At 48.3% G+C, this 18,841-nt stretch carries 16 protein-coding genes, 2 rRNA genes and 4 pseudogenes; 6 read left to right on the top strand and 16 right to left on the bottom strand.

The annotated features are described in order from the left end of the window. Positions 1-5: 5 nt before the first annotated feature. From atpD to H4O27_RS00880, 9 genes are all read right to left on the bottom strand, one after another. Positions 6-1,403 carry a F0F1 ATP synthase subunit beta gene (atpD, locus tag H4O27_RS00920; protein WP_165010968.1) on the bottom strand — a complete coding sequence of 466 codons (1,398 nt, stop codon included), beginning with the start codon at positions 1,401-1,403 and terminating at the stop codon, positions 6-8. A 35-nt stretch (positions 1,404-1,438) separates the two neighbouring features. Continuing rightward, positions 1,439-2,314, bottom strand: coding sequence for a F0F1 ATP synthase subunit gamma (gene atpG, locus H4O27_RS00915; protein ID WP_165010970.1), 876 nt, complete (start codon positions 2,312-2,314; stop codon positions 1,439-1,441). Positions 2,315-2,338: 24 nt separating this feature from the next. Next, positions 2,339-3,886 carry a F0F1 ATP synthase subunit alpha gene (gene atpA, locus H4O27_RS00910; RefSeq protein ID WP_165010972.1) on the bottom strand — a complete coding sequence of 516 codons (1,548 nt, stop codon included), beginning with the start codon at positions 3,884-3,886 and terminating at the stop codon, positions 2,339-2,341. A gap of 10 nt (positions 3,887-3,896) precedes the next feature. After that, on the bottom strand, positions 3,897-4,430 hold the full coding sequence (locus H4O27_RS00905) for a F0F1 ATP synthase subunit delta (protein ID WP_165010974.1): 534 nt from the start codon (positions 4,428-4,430) through the stop codon (positions 3,897-3,899). A 5-nt stretch (positions 4,431-4,435) separates the two neighbouring features. Next, positions 4,436-4,906 (bottom strand): F0F1 ATP synthase subunit B, encoded by a 471-nt coding sequence (locus tag H4O27_RS00900; protein ID WP_165010976.1) that lies wholly within the window; start codon positions 4,904-4,906, stop codon positions 4,436-4,438. A 74-nt stretch (positions 4,907-4,980) separates the two neighbouring features. Next, complete coding sequence (gene atpE, locus H4O27_RS00895) at positions 4,981-5,220, bottom strand: F0F1 ATP synthase subunit C (protein ID WP_165010978.1); 240 nt, start codon at positions 5,218-5,220, stop codon at positions 4,981-4,983. A gap of 66 nt (positions 5,221-5,286) precedes the next feature. Next, complete coding sequence (gene atpB / locus H4O27_RS00890) at positions 5,287-6,153, bottom strand: F0F1 ATP synthase subunit A (RefSeq protein WP_165010980.1); 867 nt, start codon at positions 6,151-6,153, stop codon at positions 5,287-5,289. After that, entirely contained in the window at positions 6,143-6,496 is a 354-nt protein-coding gene (locus H4O27_RS00885; protein ID WP_165010995.1) for an ATP synthase subunit I, read from the bottom strand. The genes atpB and H4O27_RS00885 overlap by 11 nt, the downstream gene beginning before the upstream one ends. Positions 6,497-6,880: 384 nt before the next feature. Further along, positions 6,881-7,741, bottom strand: a complete 861-nt coding sequence (locus H4O27_RS00880) for a ParB/RepB/Spo0J family partition protein (protein ID WP_165010982.1) — start codon at positions 7,739-7,741, stop codon at positions 6,881-6,883. A 135-nt stretch (positions 7,742-7,876) separates the two neighbouring features. Here H4O27_RS00880 and H4O27_RS00875 point away from each other — a divergent pair. The 5 genes and pseudogenes from H4O27_RS00875 to ubiG form a co-directional block, all read left to right on the top strand. After that, positions 7,877-8,464 (top strand): annotated as a pseudogene (locus tag H4O27_RS00875) (UbiX family flavin prenyltransferase); the annotation flags it as partial. 86 nt (positions 8,465-8,550) lie between these two features. Beyond that, positions 8,551-9,308 (top strand): annotated as a pseudogene (locus H4O27_RS13265) (DUF554 domain-containing protein). A 103-nt stretch (positions 9,309-9,411) separates the two neighbouring features. After that, positions 9,412-9,864 carry a PNPOx family protein gene (locus tag H4O27_RS00865; RefSeq protein WP_165010986.1) on the top strand — a complete coding sequence of 151 codons (453 nt, stop codon included), beginning with the start codon at positions 9,412-9,414 and terminating at the stop codon, positions 9,862-9,864. 83 nt (positions 9,865-9,947) lie between these two features. Beyond that, entirely contained in the window at positions 9,948-10,229 is a 282-nt protein-coding gene (locus H4O27_RS00860; protein ID WP_165010988.1) for a GIY-YIG nuclease family protein, read from the top strand. A gap of 86 nt (positions 10,230-10,315) precedes the next feature. Further along, positions 10,316-11,032 carry a bifunctional 2-polyprenyl-6-hydroxyphenol methylase/3-demethylubiquinol 3-O-methyltransferase UbiG gene (gene ubiG, locus H4O27_RS00855; protein ID WP_165010990.1) on the top strand — a complete coding sequence of 239 codons (717 nt, stop codon included), beginning with the start codon at positions 10,316-10,318 and terminating at the stop codon, positions 11,030-11,032. Positions 11,033-11,095: 63 nt separating this feature from the next. On the opposite strand, the gene H4O27_RS00850 is transcribed toward ubiG, so the two are convergent. After that, positions 11,096-11,749, bottom strand: a complete 654-nt coding sequence (locus H4O27_RS00850) for a hypothetical protein (protein WP_165010992.1) — start codon at positions 11,747-11,749, stop codon at positions 11,096-11,098. A gap of 107 nt (positions 11,750-11,856) precedes the next feature. After that, positions 11,857-12,403, bottom strand: a pseudogene (locus H4O27_RS00845) (TIGR01621 family pseudouridine synthase). Positions 12,404-12,561: 158 nt separating this feature from the next. Here H4O27_RS00845 and H4O27_RS00840 point away from each other — a divergent pair. Further along, a pseudogene (locus H4O27_RS00840) lies at positions 12,562-13,498 on the top strand (IS30 family transposase). Between the two features lie 9 nt (positions 13,499-13,507). Here H4O27_RS00840 and H4O27_RS13485 read toward each other — a convergent pair. The 5 genes from H4O27_RS13485 to H4O27_RS00815 form a co-directional block, all read right to left on the bottom strand. Continuing rightward, positions 13,508-14,059 carry an IS630 family transposase gene (locus H4O27_RS13485; RefSeq protein ID WP_226883466.1) on the bottom strand — a complete coding sequence of 184 codons (552 nt, stop codon included), beginning with the start codon at positions 14,057-14,059 and terminating at the stop codon, positions 13,508-13,510. Further along, positions 13,987-14,337: an IS630 transposase-related protein gene (locus H4O27_RS00830; RefSeq protein ID WP_193004297.1), complete on the bottom strand. Its 351-nt coding sequence runs from the start codon at positions 14,335-14,337 to the stop codon at positions 13,987-13,989. The genes H4O27_RS13485 and H4O27_RS00830 overlap by 73 nt, the downstream gene beginning before the upstream one ends. Before the next feature lie 104 nt (positions 14,338-14,441). Continuing rightward, a complete protein-coding gene (locus H4O27_RS00825; protein WP_165011150.1) occupies positions 14,442-15,008 on the bottom strand; it encodes a TMEM165/GDT1 family protein in 567 nt (188 codons plus the stop codon). 330 nt (positions 15,009-15,338) lie between these two features. After that, a 5S ribosomal RNA gene (gene rrf / locus H4O27_RS00820) occupies positions 15,339-15,452 on the bottom strand. A 120-nt stretch (positions 15,453-15,572) separates the two neighbouring features. Further along, positions 15,573-18,460, bottom strand: a 23S ribosomal RNA gene (locus H4O27_RS00815). Between the last annotated feature and the right edge of the window lie 381 nt (positions 18,461-18,841).

Here is an 18,841-nt window from a genome sequence, read left to right as displayed (position 1 = left end):
CCTCCTTAGTTTAAGGTTTTCGCTTTCTCGACTGCTTCTTCGATGCCGCCCACCATGTAGAAAGCTTGTTCCGGCAGATGATCGTATTCGCCGTTCAAGATGGCTTTAAAGCCGGCAATGGTGTCGCGCAGGGAAACGTATTTGCCCGGAGAACCGGTAAATACTTCAGCAACGTGGAACGGTTGCGACAGGAAGCGTTGGATTTTACGGGCACGCATTACGACCAGTTTGTCTTCGTCAGACAACTCGTCCATACCCAGAATGGCGATAATATCGCGCAATTCTTTGTATTTTTGCAGAGTAGACTGAACACCGCGTGCAACGTCGTAATGCTCCTGACCCAATACCATCGGATCGAGCTGGCGTGAAGTAGAATCCAGCGGGTCAACGGCCGGGTAAATACCCAAAGAGGCAATATCACGGCTCAATACTACGGTTGCGTCCAAGTGAGCGAATGTTGTGGCCGGCGATGGGTCGGTCAAGTCATCCGCAGGTACGTAAACGGCTTGGATGGAAGTAATCGAACCGGTTTGGGTAGAGGTAATACGCTCTTGCAAACGGCCCATTTCTTCTGCCAATGTCGGTTGGTAACCTACTGCTGACGGCATACGGCCCAGCAGTGCGGATACTTCGGTACCGGCCAGTGTGTAGCGGTAGATGTTGTCCACGAAGAACAATACATCGCGGCCTTTGCCGTTTTCGTCTTTTTCGTCACGGAAGTACTCGGCCATGGTCAAACCGGTCAGGGCGACACGCAGACGGTTGCCCGGAGGTTCGTTCATTTGGCCGTAAACCATGGCTACTTTATCCAATACGTTGGAATCTTTCATTTCGTGGTAGAAGTCGTTACCTTCACGGGTACGCTCACCTACGCCGGCAAATACAGACAGACCGCTGTGTGCTTTGGCGATGTTGTTGATCAATTCCATCATGTTTACGGTTTTGCCCACACCGGCACCGCCGAACAGACCTACTTTACCGCCTTTTGCAAACGGACACAGCAAGTCGATCACTTTAATACCGGTTTCCAACAGCTCGGTCGCAGACGACAATTCGTCAAACTTAGGCGCTGCTTGGTGAATGGCACGGGATTCTGCGGCATCAACCGGACCGGCTTCGTCCACAGGATTACCCAATACGTCCATAATGCGACCCAATGTCGCTTTGCCTACCGGCACGGTAATCGGAGCACCGGTATTGCTGACTGCCATACCACGCTTCAGGCCGTCTGAACTACCCATTGCAATGGTACGAACCACGCCGTCGCCTAAAAGTTGTTGCACTTCCAGGGTCAGACCGGTTTCGTCCAACTTCAGAGCATCGTAAACGTGCGGGATAGCATCACGTGGAAATTCCACGTCAACTACGGCACCAATAATTTGTACGATTTTGCCTTGGCTCATTATCGTATCCTATTTTCTGTACAGTTTCAGACGGCCTAAACAGCCGCTGCACCTGCAACAATTTCTGACAATTCCGTGGTAATCGCAGCTTGACGCGATTTGTTGTACACCAAGCGCAGCTCTTTGATGGCATTGCCTGCGTTGTCGGTAGCTGCTTTCATCGCTACCATACGCGCGGCTTGTTCAGATGCCATGTTATCAGCCAATGCTTGATAAACCACAGATTCTAAATAGCGGCGAACCAGATATTCCAATACAGCGACAGGGTTCGGCTCATAACGGTATTCCCAACCATATTGAGAATCGGGATTGACTTGTTCAATCTCGTTTTGACCGATAGGCAGCAATACTTCCATACGCGGCTCTTGGCGCATTGTATTCACAAAACCGGAATACACCAAGTGAATCACATCTAATTGATGTTTTTCGTAGCGTTGGAAAATTTCGGTCAACGGACCCAGCAACAATTCCATTTTAGGCGTATCGCCCAAATTCACTGCACTGGCAATCACATTCAAACCGATGCTTTGGCAAGCAGCCAACCCTTTACTACCCAGGCACACGACATCAACTTCAATGTCCTGCTCCTGATACTCTTGAACTTGCGCCAAAAATTTCTTCAATACGTTGGCATTCAAACCACCGCACAAACCTTTATCAGTTGTCATCAAGATGAAACCGGCACGGCGTACTTCGCGATGCGGTTCCAACAATTTAATGCCGTGATCGGTTTCAGTTTGTGCCAAATGGCTCATTACCGTCCGCACTTTTTCGGCGTACGGACGCGCCAGGCGCATCCGTTCCTGAGTCTTCCGCATTTTAGAGGTAGACACCATCTGCATCGCTTTAGTGATCTTTTGGGTATTCTGAACACTGCGAATTTTGGTGAGAATCTCTTTTCCTACTGCCATTTCAGACTCCTTTCGTTACGAATCTTAAGCCTGATAAGCGTAAGCTGATTTGAAAGATTTCATGGCTTCGGTCAGTGCCTGTTCGTTTTCATCGGACATTGCACCTGAAGCATTAACGGCTTCCAATACTTGCGGCAGTTGGGTACGCACGTGGCTCAAGAATTCCGCTTCAAAAGCCAATGCTTTCGATACCGGTACGTCTGCGTATGAACCGTTATTGATGGCCCACAGCGTCAGTGCCATTTCAGCGGTATTCAGTGTGCTGAATTGTTTTTGTTTCATCAATTCGGTTACCACTTCACCGTGTTGCAGCTGTTTGCGGGTCGCTTCGTCCAAATCGGAAGCAAATTGCGAGAATGCAGCCAATTCACGGTATTGTGCCAATGCCAGACGGATACCGCCGCCCAGTTTTTTGATTACTTTGGTCTGTGCTGCACCACCCACACGGGATACGGAGATACCGGCGTTGATTGCAGGACGGATACCGGAGTTGAACAGGTCGGTTTCCAAGAAAATCTGGCCGTCTGTAATCGAAATAACGTTGGTCGGTACGAATGCAGACACGTCGCCGGCTTGCGTTTCAATAATCGGCAATGCGGTCAATGAACCGGTTTTACCTTTTACTTCGCCGTTGGTCAGTTTTTCTACTTCAGCTTCGCTAATGCGGGCTGCACGTTCCAGCAAACGGGAGTGCAGGTAGAATACGTCGCCCGGATATGCTTCACGGCCCGGTGGACGGCGCAGCAGCAGAGAAATTTGACGGTATGCTACGGCTTGTTTGGACAAGTCGTCGTAAACGATCAATGCATCTTCGCCGCTGTCACGGAAGAATTCACCCATGGTACAGCCGGAGTAAGGGGCGATGTATTGCAGTGCAGCTGCTTCTGAAGCAGTCGCTGCTACGACAATGGTGTGCTCCATTGCACCGTGTTCTTCCAATTTACGTACTACGTTGGCAATGGAAGATGCTTTTTGGCCGACGGCAACATAGATACAGATAACACCGGTACCTTTTTGGTTAACAATCGCATCCAAAGCTACGGCGGTTTTACCGGTTTGACGGTCACCAATAATCAGCTCACGCTGACCACGGCCTACGGGAACCATAGAGTCGATTGCTTTTACACCGGTCTGCATCGGTTGGTCAACCGATTTACGGGCAATTACGCCCGGAGCAATTTTTTCGATTGGTGCAGTTTTGGCGGCATTAATCGGGCCTTTGCCGTCAATCGGACGACCCAATGCATCTACCACACGACCAACCAGCTCACGGCCTACCGGCACTTCCAAAATACGGCCGGTACAGGTTACTGTATCGCCTTCTTTGATGTGTTCGTATTCACCCAACACCACGGCGCCCACGGAGTCACGCTCCAAGTTCATGGCCAAACCGAAAGTGTTGCCTGGGAATTCGAGCATCTCACCTTGCATTGCGTCTGACAAGCCGTGAATACGTACGATACCGTCGGTAACAGAAATAACCGTACCACGTGTACGTACTTCAGCATTTACAGACAGATTTTCGATTTTGGCTTTAATCAAATCGCTAATTTCAGCAGGATTAAGCTGCATGAAAACTCTCCTAATTCGTCATAGTCGTGTACAGAGCGTTTAATTTTGCCTGCACCGACAAATCCAAGACTTGGTCACCCACTTCTACCTTGATACCGCCGATCAATTCAGGCGCTACTTCAGTTTTTACTTCCAAATCACTGTTGAAATACTGTTTCAACAATGCAGTCAGTTCGGCGGTTTGCGCCTCGGTCAGCTCGTATGCGCTGTAAATGACTGCGGATTTGGTGTTGTTGAGTGCCAAAGCTAAGTCTTGGTACTGTGCGTAAACTTCCGGTAAAACTTGGAGGCGTTTTTGTTCTGCCAGCACGGTTACAAAATTTGTAAGCGCACCATCAGTCAAACCCACCAAATCAACCAATATTTTTGCTTTTTCGGAAGCAACTACTTCAGGCTGCTCGACCAAAGAAACGACTTTTTGGTCATGCATAACTGATGCCAGCTGTTGTAGTCCGCCCAACCAAGACTCAATCTGGTCTTTTTCCTGTGCCAGTCCGAACAATGCTTTCGCATACGGTCTGGCAATCGTTGCGAACTCTGCCATAAGATTTACAGCTCCTGTTTCAGCGTGCTGAGCAATTGGGCGTGTTTTTGTGAATCCACTTCAACACGCAGAATCGACTCTGCACCTTTAACGGCCAATGCAGCCACCTGTTCGCGCAAAGATTCGCGCGCACGGTTTATTTCCTGCTCAACATCGGCTTTTGCTTGAGCTGAGATACGTGCTGCTTCGACAGAAGCCTGTTCTTTGGCTTCTTCTACGATTTTTGCAGCTCGTTTTTCCGCATTAGCTACCATTTCGGCAACTTGATTGCGCCCTTCGGCCAAGAGTTCTGCAACTTTCTTTTCTGCCTGTTCAAAATCGCTTTTACCGCGTTCGGCCGCAGCCAAACCTTCTGCAATTTTGGAGGCGCGCTCGTCTAATGCTTTGGCAATCGGAGGCCATACAAATTTGATTGTAAAAACCACCAAGCCTAAAAAGACGATTAATTGCGCAAATAAGGTTGCATTAATATTCACTTTACTTAACCTTCGTATTAGGGTTAATCAGACAGACGGCAAACCGTCTGTATCGAAACAGTGTCCTGTCCGGATTACGCACCTGCAAACGGATTAACGAAAGCGAACAACAGAGCAATGGCCACGCCGATCAGGAATGCCGCATCGATCAGACCGGCAATCAGGAACAATTTAGTTTGCAGAGGACCGATCAGTTCAGGCTGACGGGCTGAAGATTCCAGATATTTAGAACCTACCAAGCCGATACCGATCGCTGCACCCAGCGCACCGAAAGCAACGATCAAACCACAAGCGATTGCAATCAAACCACCCATTTTCAAACTCCTTAAAAATAACAAAGGTTAAAACTACGTTAAAAAAACTACTGAGAAAATTTTAAATCAGTGTGCATCATGTGCCTGACCGATATAGACAAACGCCAGCGCCATGAAGATAAATGCCTGCAGGGTAATTACCAAGATATGGAAAATCGCCCACACCAAACCTGCAACCAGATGTACGCCAAACAAAATCGGATCCATCAGACCGACACTGCCCGATACCGCCCAAGCGCCGCCGAGCAAGGCAATCAGCAGGAATACCAATTCGCCTGCGTACATATTACCAAACAACCGCATACCGTGGGATACGGTTTTTGACAAAAATTCAACGATATTCAGCAGGAAGTTTGCCGGAGCGAGTTTCGGACCGAAAGGGGCGCTGAACAGCTCGTGGAACCAACCGCCGAAGCCTTTGATTTTGATGTTATAGTAGATACACACCAGCAATACACCGATGGCCAGTGCCAGCGTGGTATTCAAATCGGCAGTCGGCACGACACGCAGCAGCGCATGGTGGTTACCGGTGAGGTGTTGCCATACCCACGGCAGCAAATCGACAGGCAGCATATCCATGGCGTTCATCAGGAAAATCCAGACAAACAGGGTCAAGCCCATTGGTGCTACGATTTTGCGCGACTGCTCGTTGTGGATAATGCTTTTGCACATATCGTCAACAAATTCATACAGGATTTCGACTGCGGCCTGAAAGCGTCCGGGAACGCCTGCGGTGGCTTTACGCGCACCGCTCCACAGTAGGAAACTGCCGATTACGCCCATCAATACGGCAAAGAAAACCGCATCGATATTAACGAACGAAAAATCGGCGATATTTTTCAGGCCTTGGCCCTGAGTTACGTCCTGCAGACTGGTCAAGCTTTGCAAGTGGTGCTTGATATAGTCGGCAGCGGTCATAGATTCACCTGCCATAGTCTTTAACTCTCAAATAATACAAAAAAACCAAATGGCTGACGCCGAGCAATCCGAAGAAAAACGGAAGGAAAACCAGTGATTCATGCCAAATTGCAAATACAATCAGCATCAACACCAGCGACAGCACTACTTTTAAAACTTCTCCAAAAATAAACATCCTGCTTTGCAGGTAAGAATTATTTTTAACAAGCTTTAAAAGTAAAACTGCAATAGATGAAGGGATGAGATACGTGATTCCGCCGGCTAAAGCCGACCAAAAACCGCTTTTGCCTACAATTATTACACTTAAGACAGAAACCGCAAATAAGACAATCACTTGTAAAACTAAAATCTGCTTCATATTTTTAAGGCGGTTGAGCCACAATACCAAAGCGAGGCTACTATAATCAAGAAGTGCTATGTCGTCAAGCGATTGTTAAGCTTTGTGAAACATTATTATTTGGGGATATTGCAATTTAAGAAAAAGTTTCTTTGTTTAACAACTGCAATTCTGCGGGGATTTTAACACAAATTACATACTGTTACATGCTTATTAATCTTGAAATACAATAATTTATGAACGCCCACCATATTCCCATGTCTCAATTTCAAAATAATCCCTTTGATTTCAATCAGATTTTAATAAGGCCGTCTGAAATTTTCAGACGGCCTTAAACTTCAAATTTTTGTGCAAATGAAACAGTTTTACTTAAATTTTTGGCATTCCGCCTAAATAAAATAAAGGTTATGCATCGTATTGAATACCCAATTGTTTCAACAGATATTCCAATGTTTCCGGCGTGTCGAAATGCAACACGATTTTGCCTTTTTTCTGATTAGTAGTTTTGATTTCGGCATTCACGCCCAAGCGCTCGGTCAATATGTCATTCATACGCTGTACATCAGGGCTGATGATTTTCTTCGACCCGGCTTCTTTGCTTTGATGCGCCAGTTGGCTACGGCGCTCGACTTCGCGCACTGACCAACCGTTTTTCACTGCTTTCTGCGCCAATTCCAATTGCTCGACCACGGACAATGTCAATAATGCGCGCGCATGCCCCATTTCCAAGCGGCGTTGGTAGAGCATATCCTGCACCGGCTCAGGTAAGCTCAGCAAACGCAAACTGTTGGAAATCGCGCTGCGGCTTTTGCCGACAGCCTTGGCCACGGTTTCATGCGTTAAACCGAACTCATCGACCAAACGTTTCAGGCCTTGCGCTTCCTCAATCGGATTCAGGTTTTCACGTTGCAGGTTTTCAATCAAACCCATGGCCAATGCGGTTTCGTCGCTGATGGTTTTGATCACCACCGGAATTTCAGTCAATCCGGCCAATTGCGACGCGCGCCAACGGCGCTCGCCGGCAATTAATTCGTATTGCGACAAACCGTGTTCGCGGACAATCACCGGCTGAATCACGCCTTGGGCTTTAATCGAATCGGCCAATTCCCGCAGCGCTTCGTCATCCATCTGCACACGCGCCTGATAGCGGCCGGGCTGAATATCGCTGATGGCGACGGAGGTCAGACGGTCGCTGGTGCTGTTGTCCACACCATTGGAAATCAGGGAATCTAAACCGCGGCCCAAACCGCCTTTCATTTTTGCCATATTGTTATCCTTTATTTTAACGGCGTCGAAACAGCGCTTTCAGACGACCTTGTCAAATCATGCGCTATTTTATCGGATATTGCTACGGATAGACAATTTGTATTCTATAATAATGCTTTCAGACGGCCTGACACAGAAAGACAATCCATGACACGGCGGCTTATCATCGGCATCAGCGGCGCAAGCGGTTTTCAATACGGCTACAAAGCCCTGCAAAACCTGCAAAACCTGCCTGACATCGAAACGCATTTGGTGGTTTCCAAAGGTGCCGATATGACGCGTGCGCTGGAAACGCCGTATTCTAAAGAAGAGGTTATGGCCATGGCGGATGTCGTCCACCCCATCGGCAATTTGGGGGCGGCGATTTCCAGCGGCTCTTTCCGCACCGCCGGTATGTTGGTGGCACCCTGTTCCATGCGTTCACTGGCAGCAATTGCCCACGGCTACAACGACAACCTGCTTACACGGGCAGCAGATGTGGTTTTGAAAGAACGCCGTCGATTGGTGCTGATGGTACGTGAATCTCCGCTGAATCTGGCTCATTTGGACAACATGAGGCGTGTCACAGAAATGGGCGGCATTATCTTCCCGCCAGTGCCTGCATTTTACCAACAGCCGCAATCGGTGGACGACATTGTCACCCATAGCGTCGGCCGCGCCTTGGAAATGTTTGACATTGACGTACCCGAATTACCGCACTGGGGCGAAGATGAATTCAAATAGATGGAATCGGCAACAAATCGCAAAGGCTACTTTACAATATACTGCGACAACTACGGTGCCGTCTGAATGTTCAGACGGCCTGTTTTATGGAAAACCCTATTCCCGATATTAAAGGAAACATCATGCGTTTACCCGTCGGCCCTTTGGTTAATGCCGCGGCGATTATCGACGGTGCCGTGATCGGCCTCAGCATCGGCGGTGCATTGCCCGAACGCGTGCGCACCAATCTGCCGACTTTGTTCGGCCTATTTTGTATCGGATTAGGCATCATTACTATTCCCGGGGTGAAATATTTTGCCGCAGTCAGTATTGCTCGGGTGCTCGGTTTGGTTATCGGTGAATGGGTGGACATTGAAAAATGGCTTAAGCAACTTGCTACCGCCGGCCAAAATCTTGTAGATAAAATTCTGCTCCCCAAAGGCGACTTAAGCGCGGAAAAGTTTTTGGGAAACTATGTGCCGCTGGTGATTTTGTTCTGCTTTAGCGGCATGGAGATTTTCGGTGCGATGAACGAAGGCATGGTCAGTGATCCGTCAATTTTATATATCAAAGCGATTTTAGGCGTGTTTACCGCGATGATTTTGCCATCAGCCTAGGCGCGATTGTCGCCTTTATCGCCGTTCCGCAAACACTGTTTCAATGTTTGCTGTTTTTCTTGGCTGTGCTGATTGTGCCGCTCACTACACCCGATATGCGTGCAGATTTTGCCGCCGCCGGCGGCTTAATGCTGCTGATGACAGGCTTGAGGATTATGGGTATTAAATTGTTTCCGGTGGCTAATATGCTGCCAAGCCTGATTTTGGTGATGCCGCTGTCGCATATTTGGGCAACGTGTATTGTGTAGTGTTCAGACGGCCTATTGAGTATTCAACGTATATCGGCGTATCATGATTTGCGCTTCACTCAACGATGGCCGATTCAGGCCGTCTGAAACGATAGGAATCTGTATGAACGCCTTCCCTCACAATATAGTCGAATTTTTCCAACGTAACCATGTCGTCAGCATTGCCACTCAATCAAACACAGGCAAATTATGGAGCGCATGCTGTTTTTATGTATTCGATGAACCGAACGCGCAATTGATTGTGTTAACCTCCCAAACCACGCAACACGGCAGCAATATGGCGGTGCAGCACCACATTGCAGGCACTATTTCCGGTCAGCCCGACAGCATCACCGAAATCAGCGGCATTCAGTTTCAAGCGCGGGCCAAATGTTTGACCGACGAAGCCGAACGCAAAGCCGCGGCCGCCCTGTTTTATCAAACCCATCCGGCTGCCTGCGCGATGAAAAGCGATGTCTGGGCATTGCAGCTGGATAAAGTGAAATTTACCGATAACAAATTGGTGTTCGCCCAAAAAACGCATTGGACGCGTGAAGGCCAATATGAACCAAGCTAAAAAACCGTCTGAAATGCCGATGATTCCATATTTGGCAATACCTGCCATTGCGCTTCAAACAGCCTGTTTGCGGAGCACGCCGCATGAGTACTGAAAATTGGTGCGTATATTTGATTTTATGCGCAAACGAATCGCTCTACTGCGGCATTACCAACCGTCCGAATGAGCGTTTTCAAGCACACCAAACCGGCAAGGGCGCACGCTATACCCGCATTCACAAGCCCGTCGCCATGCGTGTGCTTTCAGACGGCCTCAGTAAAAGCGACGCACTCAAACAAGAAATTGCCACCAAGAAATTAAGCGCACCGCAAAAACGTGTTCTATGGCTGGAAATGGAGAATGCACTGGAAATCAAGGCCGTCTGAAAGAAGCTGCTGAAGCTTTCAGACGGCCTACCGCTCTGCCCTGCTTTGTTATAAAATCCTTATTCCGCTCAATCAGGAAAACGATCATGACCACCAAGACCCAACGCAATGTTGACGACAACGAGATCGCCAAATTCAGCCAAATCGCCGAAAAGTGGTGGGATAAAAACAGCGAATTCAAACCGCTGCACGATATTAACCCGCTGCGCTTGGGTTACATCGACGGCTTAGGTCATTTGAGCGGCAAGCAGGTTTTGGATGTCGGCTGCGGTGGCGGCATTTTGGCCGAAAGCATAGCCAAACTCGGTGCCGCGCATGTGACCGGCATCGACATGGCGGAAAAGTCATTGAAAGTGGCCGAAGTGCACGCGGCCGAACAAAACGTTGGTAATATTGCTTACCGCTGCATACCGGTGGAAGAATTAGCCGCGGAACAACCACACAGCTTTGATGTGGTCACCTGCATGGAAATGCTCGAGCATGTACCCGATCCGGCCGCCATTGTGAAAGCCTGTGCGCAATTGGCCAAGCCCGACGGCATGGTGTTTTTTTCCACCATCAACCGCAATCCGAAATCTTATCTGCATTTGATTGTCGGCGCCGAATATGTGCTGAACTTTGTCCCGAAAGGCACGCATGACTGGCAAAAATTCATCACACCTGCTGAATTGGCGCGCATGTGTCGCCAAGCCGGTTTGGATGTTGTCGATACAAAAGGCATGAAATACAATCTGTTGACCAAAGAATACAGCATTAGCGAGGCAACCGACACCAATTATATGATTGCCTGTCGCCCGGCTTAGAAACACAATAAAAGGCTGTCTGAAACATTATGTTCCAGACAGCCTTTTATTGAATTCAATCAACTAACGCTTCATTTCACCCTGAATCGCACGAATATTCGCCTCACGATCGCGCACCGCTTGGTTCAGACGGCTGATTTTGGCTTGATCACCTTTCTTACGAGCCACATTCAATTGCACTTTCGCACGCGCCAATGCAGCTTGTTCGTTGCGGATTTCGTTTTGCAGAATCTGCTTGCGGGTAAGTTGCGGTTTGGCAACCGGAGCGGCAATAACCGGCACATGAATGATTTTGGCCTTGCGGTTGAGCTCGGCGGCTCGTGCTTGGGCTGATTTCAAATCACCGGCACCGGTTTTACGGCCTGATGTGTCATTACCATTGCGCAGCTTGATATTCATGCGTGGATTAGCCGCTTCGGCACTATTGGTTACACTGCCGCTGAAAGTCTGTGGCAAAATTTTAATATCGCTCACATCAGGTGCAGCAGAACCAGGCGCTTCTTTTAAATCCACTTTCTCGGGTAATGCTTTGGCGGCCTCTTCAGGTAGTACCTGAGCAGCACCATCGATATGGGATTCTTCACATTGGTTGCCGATTTTCTTTTCGGCAAAGACAATACCGCCGTCTACCTTACAAATATAAGTGACAGCTTGCGCCGACACGGCAATAGTGTTCAGGCCCAATGCCAGAATCAGTTTTTGAAAAATAGGTTTCATGCTGTTTGTGAAGTCATTCGGATATGAGAGCGGCTATTATACTATGCCATCTGTAAAGTGCATAAATGCTGTGTTAAAGCGATGGGGATAATAAGGTATAAATGCGTTCAGACGGCCGGCCATATTGCATCTAAGGGTGAGGTGATTTTAAAATATTCACTGCGATGTTGGAATTCTATCTGCCAAGCGTGCAAAAACATTCTTTCGGCGGGTCTTCCACTATACAATTCATCGCCAATAATCGGGCTACCCAAGCTTTTCATGGCAACACGCAATTGGTGCGTTTTACCGGTGTGCGGTTGTCACTCAAATAAGCGTAGATTAGGCGCTAGGCATGACTATGAAACTGAGTGATGGCCGGATTCGCCATATCTCGTGTCAACTTCCATACGCCACGGCGCGATTTTTCCATTCCCTCTTTAACCAACCCTGCTTTTTAGATGGCTTCGCATCGCTTAGGGCCCCAAATAGGTTTTACGCATGGCTTTGGCGGAAAATTGTTGCGCCAATTCTGAAGCCGTCTGCACATTGAGTGCCTGCAACAATACACCACTGGTTGCCTGATCCAATCGATGCAACAGCCATACTCTTTCTAAACCCAGCTGCTCTGCCAGCTTTTGCGTCAAGCTGATTTGGTTTTTCCTGAGGCACCATAATGTGACAAGGTTTATTGATAGCAACAAAGTTTTGATTCTAAAAAAGAATCTCCCACATTTTCAGACGGTAGCGGATTCGCCTATCAAGTGCAACATTGCAAAACAGAAAAGGTCAGTATGCGGTAGCTACTGCCTTTCCTGACAAGAAAGATTGCAATGCGCTACACACAACTGACCCAAGACGAACGATACCACATCCAGCATCATTACCGCCACCAAACCATCACACAAATCGTACAAACGCCCGGCCGCCACAAAAGCACCGTCAGCCGCGAAATCAAACGCCATAGCCAAAACCAAGACTATCGCGCCGCCCCGGCACAACAGCAAAGCCGCCAACGCAAACAGAAAAAGCGCGGTCCATACAAAATGACCGCACAACTACATCGGACAGATCAACACCCTTATCCGTCAAAAACCCAGCCCGCAGCAAATATGCGGATACCTCGGAAAACACCACCAAATCAAGCTCCACCACAGCACCGTTTACCGCAACCTGCACCAAAACAGAAACAACGGCGGCACATTATGGCGACACCTCAGAATATGCAGCAAACCCTACCGTAAAAAATACGGCAGCAAAACACGGACCGGAGGCAAAGTTCCCGACCGCGTCGGTATCGAACACCATCCCAAAACCGTCAACAACAGAACGCGCATCGGCGACTGGGAAGCCGACGCCATCATCGGCAAAGACCAAAAAAGCGCACTGCCGACCTTAGCCGAACGCGTTACCCGTTACACCATCATCTGCAAGTTGAAGGACTTCAAAGCCGAAGACACCGCCAACGCCGTCATCAGCGCATTGAAAAAACACAAAGACAGGGTACACACGATTACAATGGACAACGGCAAAGAGTTTTACCGGCACAAAAAAAAACGCTAACGCATTGAAAGCGGAAACCTATTTTTGCCGCCCGTACCACTCTTGGGAGAAGGGAACGAACGAAAACACCAACGGGCTGATACGCCAATACTTCCCAAAACAGACGGATTTCAGGAAAATCAGCGGGAAGGAAATCCGGCAGGTTCAAGATGAACTGAACCACCGTCCAAGAAAACACTTGGCTATGAAACACCAAGTGTTTTATAGCAAATAAACTTATTTATCGATGCACACCTGAAACAGCCAATCCACATCCGTAATTCGCAGCCGATTCCTAACACCTTTAATCCAAGCCCACTTTTTTTCTATCTGATTCAGATCAGGGCTATAGGGCGGAAGCCATAACACAGTATGGCCTTTCTCCTTCAGAAGTGTTAAAGCACTCCCCTTATGAAACGTCGCATTATCCATCACCACCACACTGTTTTGCGGCAGCTCCGGAATCAAAATCCGCTCCACCCAAGCGTCAAATATTCGGCGGTCAATACTGCAATCAAACAACCCGACGGCAAACAGTTTGCCGTGAAATAATGCTCCGACGGCATTGGCCTGATGATGTCCCTGCCAATCATGAAGCGCATAACAACGCCGGCTTTTTGGCGCATAAGCGTAAGGCCGGTAACAGGATGTTCTGAATCCGCTCTCGTCTAAATAAACAACCGGACGGTTACGGCGGATGTAGCGGTGCAGTAACTTCAGGAAGTTTTTTCTGAGCCCTCTGTTGGCTTTCGGGTGGCGATTGGTCTTTTTTTGTAGCTGATGTTGTATCGCTTTAATGCTTTGTGTATGGCGGTATGGGAACAGCCAAAGCGTTGCGCTCTTTCATAGCAATAGGCATCGGGATAACGCTCAACATCTTCGAGCAGTGCTTGGGCGCTGATTTTGCGGGTTTTCCGTTGCTTCGGAGGGGTTTGAGGAGCCGGAGGGCGTTTCCAAAGCGTGATGGTGGAGATGGCGATGCCGAATTCTTTTGCGGCTCTGCGAATCGTCCATCCTTGACGGAGTTTTTTGAGTACGAGTTGTTTGAAGTCTTCTGAATAGGCCATGGTGGAATTGTATCGAAGAATAGGTTTATTTGCTATATTCTTGAATATCTTCCAACCTCTGTTAACAGATGTTGCACTTGAAAATCGAAAGTAAGGGCCTTAATTCAATGCAATGCCTTACCCAGTAAAGTAACGGCACCCAAAATACAAAATACAATACAGGCAGAAATATGAACCGCTTTAGACGGAATCCTCTTCATTAGCAACTGCCCTAAATAAATTACCGGCACATTTGCCAACATCAAGCCTAACACGCTACCACATATTACCCAAAACATCTCTTGATATTTCGCCGCCAATAACACTGTGGCAATTTGCGTTTTATCACCTATTTCCGCTATAAAAAACAACAGTACCGTTGCCCCAAAAACACCATACTTCAGCCATCGGCTATCCGGATTCTCATCCTTATCCGGCAGTAGCAACCATAACCCTACCGCAACAAAACTCAAGCCGATGATCCATTTCATCAGTTCAGGCGAAATATATTGAGCCACCCACACACCAATAACAGCTGAAAATGCATGGTTTAATAGTGTAGCTACAAAAACGCCGAAAACAATGGCATTCTTTTGTGAAAATCGGGTTGACAAAAATAATGCGAGCAGTTGGGTCTTATCACCGATTTCGGCAATCATCACACCCAATGTCGAAGAGAAAAAAGCTTCCATATAGATACTCAACCGTTTCGTGGGCAACATAAAAGCATAACAATTGCCCACTGGAATTGCCATGCTTTACGTCTTGCCTGTCATTCGTTTGAGCGAAGATGCGGTTACCATGCCAAAGCAATTATGTTGACAACCGCTCCGGAAATCGAACAATCCGGATAGCTACTCCCGTAAAGAGGAACAAAATTATAATGTTTGTGCCTTATCTACACAACCTATTTTAGGATTTAGTGAATTGAATATTCAATGAAAGGAACACAATTAAATCATGCTTAACCTCTATCGGACGTAAAGAAGCCTCCGACAGGAGTCGGAGGCTTCGGAATGGGTGTTTGGCAGTGACCTACTTTCACATGGAAGAACCACACTATCATCGGCGCTGAGTCGTTTCACGGTCCTGTTCGGGATGGGAAGGCGTGGGACCAACTCGCTATGGCCGCCAAACTTAAACTGTACAAATTGTTAAGCCGTTATGCAGTTTCCTGCAGTTATTTATTGTTTAACCAACTTTTGGTGATGACTGAATCATCAGTAAGCTTTTATCTTTGAAGTCCTTCAAATGATAGAGTCAAGCCTCACGAGCAATTAGTATGGGTTAGCTTCATGCGTTACCGCACTTCCACACCCCACCTATCAACGTCCTGGTCTCGAACGACTCTTTAGGAGGATTAAATCCTCAGGGAAGTCTCATCTTCAGGCGAGTTTCGCGCTTAGATGCTTTCAGCGCTTATCTCTTCCGAACTTAGCTACCCGGCGATGCGACTGGCGTCACAACCGGTACACCAGAGGTTCGTCCACTCCGGTCCTCTCGTACTAGGAGCAGCCCCCGTCAAACTTCCAACGCCCACTGCAGATAGGGACCAAACTGTCTCACGACGTTTTAAACCCAGCTCACGTACCACTTTAAATGGCGAACAGCCATACCCTTGGGACCGACTACAGCCCCAGGATGTGATGAGCCGACATCGAGGTGCCAAACTCCGCCGTCGATATGAACTCTTGGGCGGAATCAGCCTGTTATCCCCGGAGTACCTTTTATCCGTTGAGCGATGGCCCTTCCATACAGAACCACCGGATCACTATGTCCTGCTTTCGCACCTGCTCGACTTGTCGGTCTCGCAGTTAAGCTACCTTTTGCCATTGCACTATCAGTCCGATTTCCGACCGGACCTAGGTAACCTTCGAACTCCTCCGTTACTCTTTGGGAGGAGACCGCCCCAGTCAAACTGCCTACCATGCACGGTCCCCGATCCGGATGACGGACCTGGGTTAGAACCTCAAAGACACCAGGGTGGTATTTCAAGGACGGCTCCACAGAGACTGGCGTCTCTGCTTCTAAGCCTCCCACCTATCCTACACAAGTGACTTCAAAGTCCAATGCAAAGCTACAGTAAAGGTTCACGGGGTCTTTCCGTCTAGCAGCGGGTAGATTGCATCTTCACAACCACTTCAACTTCGCTGAGTCTCGGGAGGAGACAGTGTGGCCATCGTTACGCCATTCGTGCGGGTCGGAACTTACCCGACAAGGAATTTCGCTACCTTAGGACCGTTATAGTTACGGCCGCCGTTTACTGGGGCTTCGATCCGATGCTCTCACATCTTCAATTAACCTTCCAGCACCGGGCAGGCGTCACACCCTATACGTCCACTTTCGTGTTAGCAGAGTGCTGTGTTTTTAATAAACAGTCGCAGCCACCTATTCTCTGCGACCCTCCAATGCTTACAGAGCAAGTCTTTCACATCGAAGGGCATACCTTCTCCCGAAGTTACGGTATCAATTTGCCGAGTTCCTTCTCCCGAGTTCTCTCAAGCGCCTTAGAATTCTCATCCTGCCCACCTGTGTCGGTTTGCGGTACGGTTCCGATTCAACTGAAGCTTAGTGGCTTTTCCTGGAAGCGTGGTATCGGTTACTTCGTGTCCGTAGACACTCGTCATCACTTCTCGGTGTTATGAAGACCCGGATTTGCCTAAGTCTTCCACCTACCGGCTTAAACAAACTATTCCAACAGTTTGCTAACCTAACCTTCTCCGTCCCCACATCGCATTGAATCAAAGTACAGGAATATTAACCTGTTTCCCATCGACTACGCATTTCTGCCTCGCCTTAGGGGCCGACTCACCCTACGCCGATGAACGTTGCGTAGGAAACCTTGGGCTTTCGGCGAGCGGGCTTTTCACCCGCTTTATCGCTACTCATGTCAACATTCGCACTTCTGATACCTCCAGCACACTTTACAATGCACCTTCTTCGGCCTACAGAACGCTCCCCTACCATACCTTACGGTATCCGCAGCTTCGGTTATAGATTTGAGCCCCGTTACATCTTCCGCGCAGGACGACTCGACCAGTGAGCTATTACGCTTTCTTTAAATGATGGCTGCTTCTAAGCCAACATCCTGGCTGTCTGGGCCTTCCCACTTCGTTTACCACTTAATCTATCATTTGGGACCTTAGCTGGCGGTCTGGGTTGTTTCCCTCTTGACAACGGACGTTAGCACCCGCTGTCTGTCTCCCGAGGAGCAACTTGATGGTATTCTTAGTTTGCCATGGGTTGGTAAGTTGCAATAACCCCCTAGCCATAACAGTGCTTTACCCCCATCAGTCTCATACTCGAGGCACTACCTAAATAGTTTTCGGGGAGAACCAGCTATCTCCGAGTTTGTTTAGCCTTTCACCCCTATCCACAGCTCATCCCCGCATTTTGCAACATGCGTGGGTTCGGACCTCCAGTGCGTGTTACCGCACCTTCATCCTGGCCATGGATAGATCACTCGGTTTCGGGTCTACACCCAGCAACTAGTCGCCCTATTAAGACTCGGTTTCCCTACGCCTCCCCTATCCGGTTAAGCTCGCTACTGAATGTAAGTCGTTGACCCATTATACAAAAGGTACGCAGTCACGGAACAAGTCCGCTCCCACTGTTTGTATGCATCAGGTTTCAGGTTCTGTTTCACTCCCCTCCCGGGGTTCTTTTCGCCTTTCCCTCACGGTACTGGTTCACTATCGGTCGATGATGAGTATTTAGCCTTGGAGGATGGTCCCCCCATATTCAGACAGGATTTCTCGTGTCCCGCCCTACTTGTCGTACGCTTAGTACCATTGATGAAATTTCGAATACGGGACTATCACCCACTATGGTCAAGCTTCCCAGCTTGTTCTTCTATCTCAACAATTATTACGTACAGGCTCCTCCGCGTTCGCTCGCCACTACTTGCGGAATCTCGGTTGATTTCTTTTCCTCCGGGTACTTAGATGGTTCAGTTCTCCGGGTTCGCTTCTCTAAGTCTATGTATTCAACTTAGGATACTGCACTGAATGCAGTGGGTTTCCCCATTCGGATATCGCGGGATCAAAGCTTTATTGCCAGCTCCCCCACGCTTTTCGCAGGCTTACACGTCCTTCGTCGCCTATCATCGCCAAGGCATCCACCTGATGCACTTATTCACTTGACTCTATCATTTCAAGAACCTCTTTGACTTCGCTTTGTTCCCGTTGACTAGGTAACTTGGCTTAAGGTGTTTACTTTGATAAAGCTTACTGCTTTGTTGTGTGTCGCTCCTGCCTTTTGTGTTTCAGGAGCAACTCGATACAATCATCACCCAAATACTGCGGTTTACTTCTTGGTAACGATTAGCCGTTTGCAACTGGCCAATCGTTAAAGTAAACCGACATTGTCTTTGTTTGTTGATTTCGGCTTTCCAATTTGTTAAAGATCGATGCTTTTCAATATTGCTATTGACTTCGCAAATCAAAATGAGCTGGCCATTATATCAGCCTTCTTCTTGCAGTCAAGCTTTTTCAGTCATTAAACAAAAAATCAGCGCTATGCGCTT

Source organism: Neisseria yangbaofengii (genome assembly GCF_014898075.1).
Lineage (GTDB): Bacteria > Pseudomonadota > Gammaproteobacteria > Burkholderiales > Neisseriaceae > Neisseria > Neisseria yangbaofengii.
This window is presented reverse-complemented; position numbering and strand designations above follow the sequence as displayed.

Coding starts and splice junctions, on each gene's coding strand:
- H4O27_RS00880 (WP_165010982.1), bottom strand. CDS start 7,741: ATGGCAAAAATGAAAGGCGGTTTGGGCCGCGGTTTAGATTCCCTGATT.
- H4O27_RS00885 (WP_165010995.1), bottom strand. CDS start 6,496: ATGAAGCAGATTTTAGTTTTACAAGTGATTGTCTTATTTGCGGTTTCT.
- H4O27_RS00865 (WP_165010986.1), top strand. CDS start 9,412: ATGAACGCCTTCCCTCACAATATAGTCGAATTTTTCCAACGTAACCAT.
- H4O27_RS00905 (WP_165010974.1), bottom strand. CDS start 4,430: ATGGCAGAGTTCGCAACGATTGCCAGACCGTATGCGAAAGCATTGTTC.
- atpB (WP_165010980.1), bottom strand. CDS start 6,153: ATGGCAGGTGAATCTATGACCGCTGCCGACTATATCAAGCACCACTTG.
- atpG (WP_165010970.1), bottom strand. CDS start 2,314: ATGGCAGTAGGAAAAGAGATTCTCACCAAAATTCGCAGTGTTCAGAAT.
- H4O27_RS00830 (WP_193004297.1), bottom strand. CDS start 14,337: ATGGCCTATTCAGAAGACTTCAAACAACTCGTACTCAAAAAACTCCGT.
- H4O27_RS00850 (WP_165010992.1), bottom strand. CDS start 11,749: ATGAAACCTATTTTTCAAAAACTGATTCTGGCATTGGGCCTGAACACT.
- ubiG (WP_165010990.1), top strand. CDS start 10,316: ATGACCACCAAGACCCAACGCAATGTTGACGACAACGAGATCGCCAAA.
- atpE (WP_165010978.1), bottom strand. CDS start 5,220: ATGGGTGGTTTGATTGCAATCGCTTGTGGTTTGATCGTTGCTTTCGGT.
- H4O27_RS00825 (WP_165011150.1), bottom strand. CDS start 15,008: ATGGAAGCTTTTTTCTCTTCGACATTGGGTGTGATGATTGCCGAAATC.
- atpA (WP_165010972.1), bottom strand. CDS start 3,886: ATGCAGCTTAATCCTGCTGAAATTAGCGATTTGATTAAAGCCAAAATC.
- atpD (WP_165010968.1), bottom strand. CDS start 1,403: ATGAGCCAAGGCAAAATCGTACAAATTATTGGTGCCGTAGTTGACGTG.
- H4O27_RS00860 (WP_165010988.1), top strand. CDS start 9,948: ATGAGTACTGAAAATTGGTGCGTATATTTGATTTTATGCGCAAACGAA.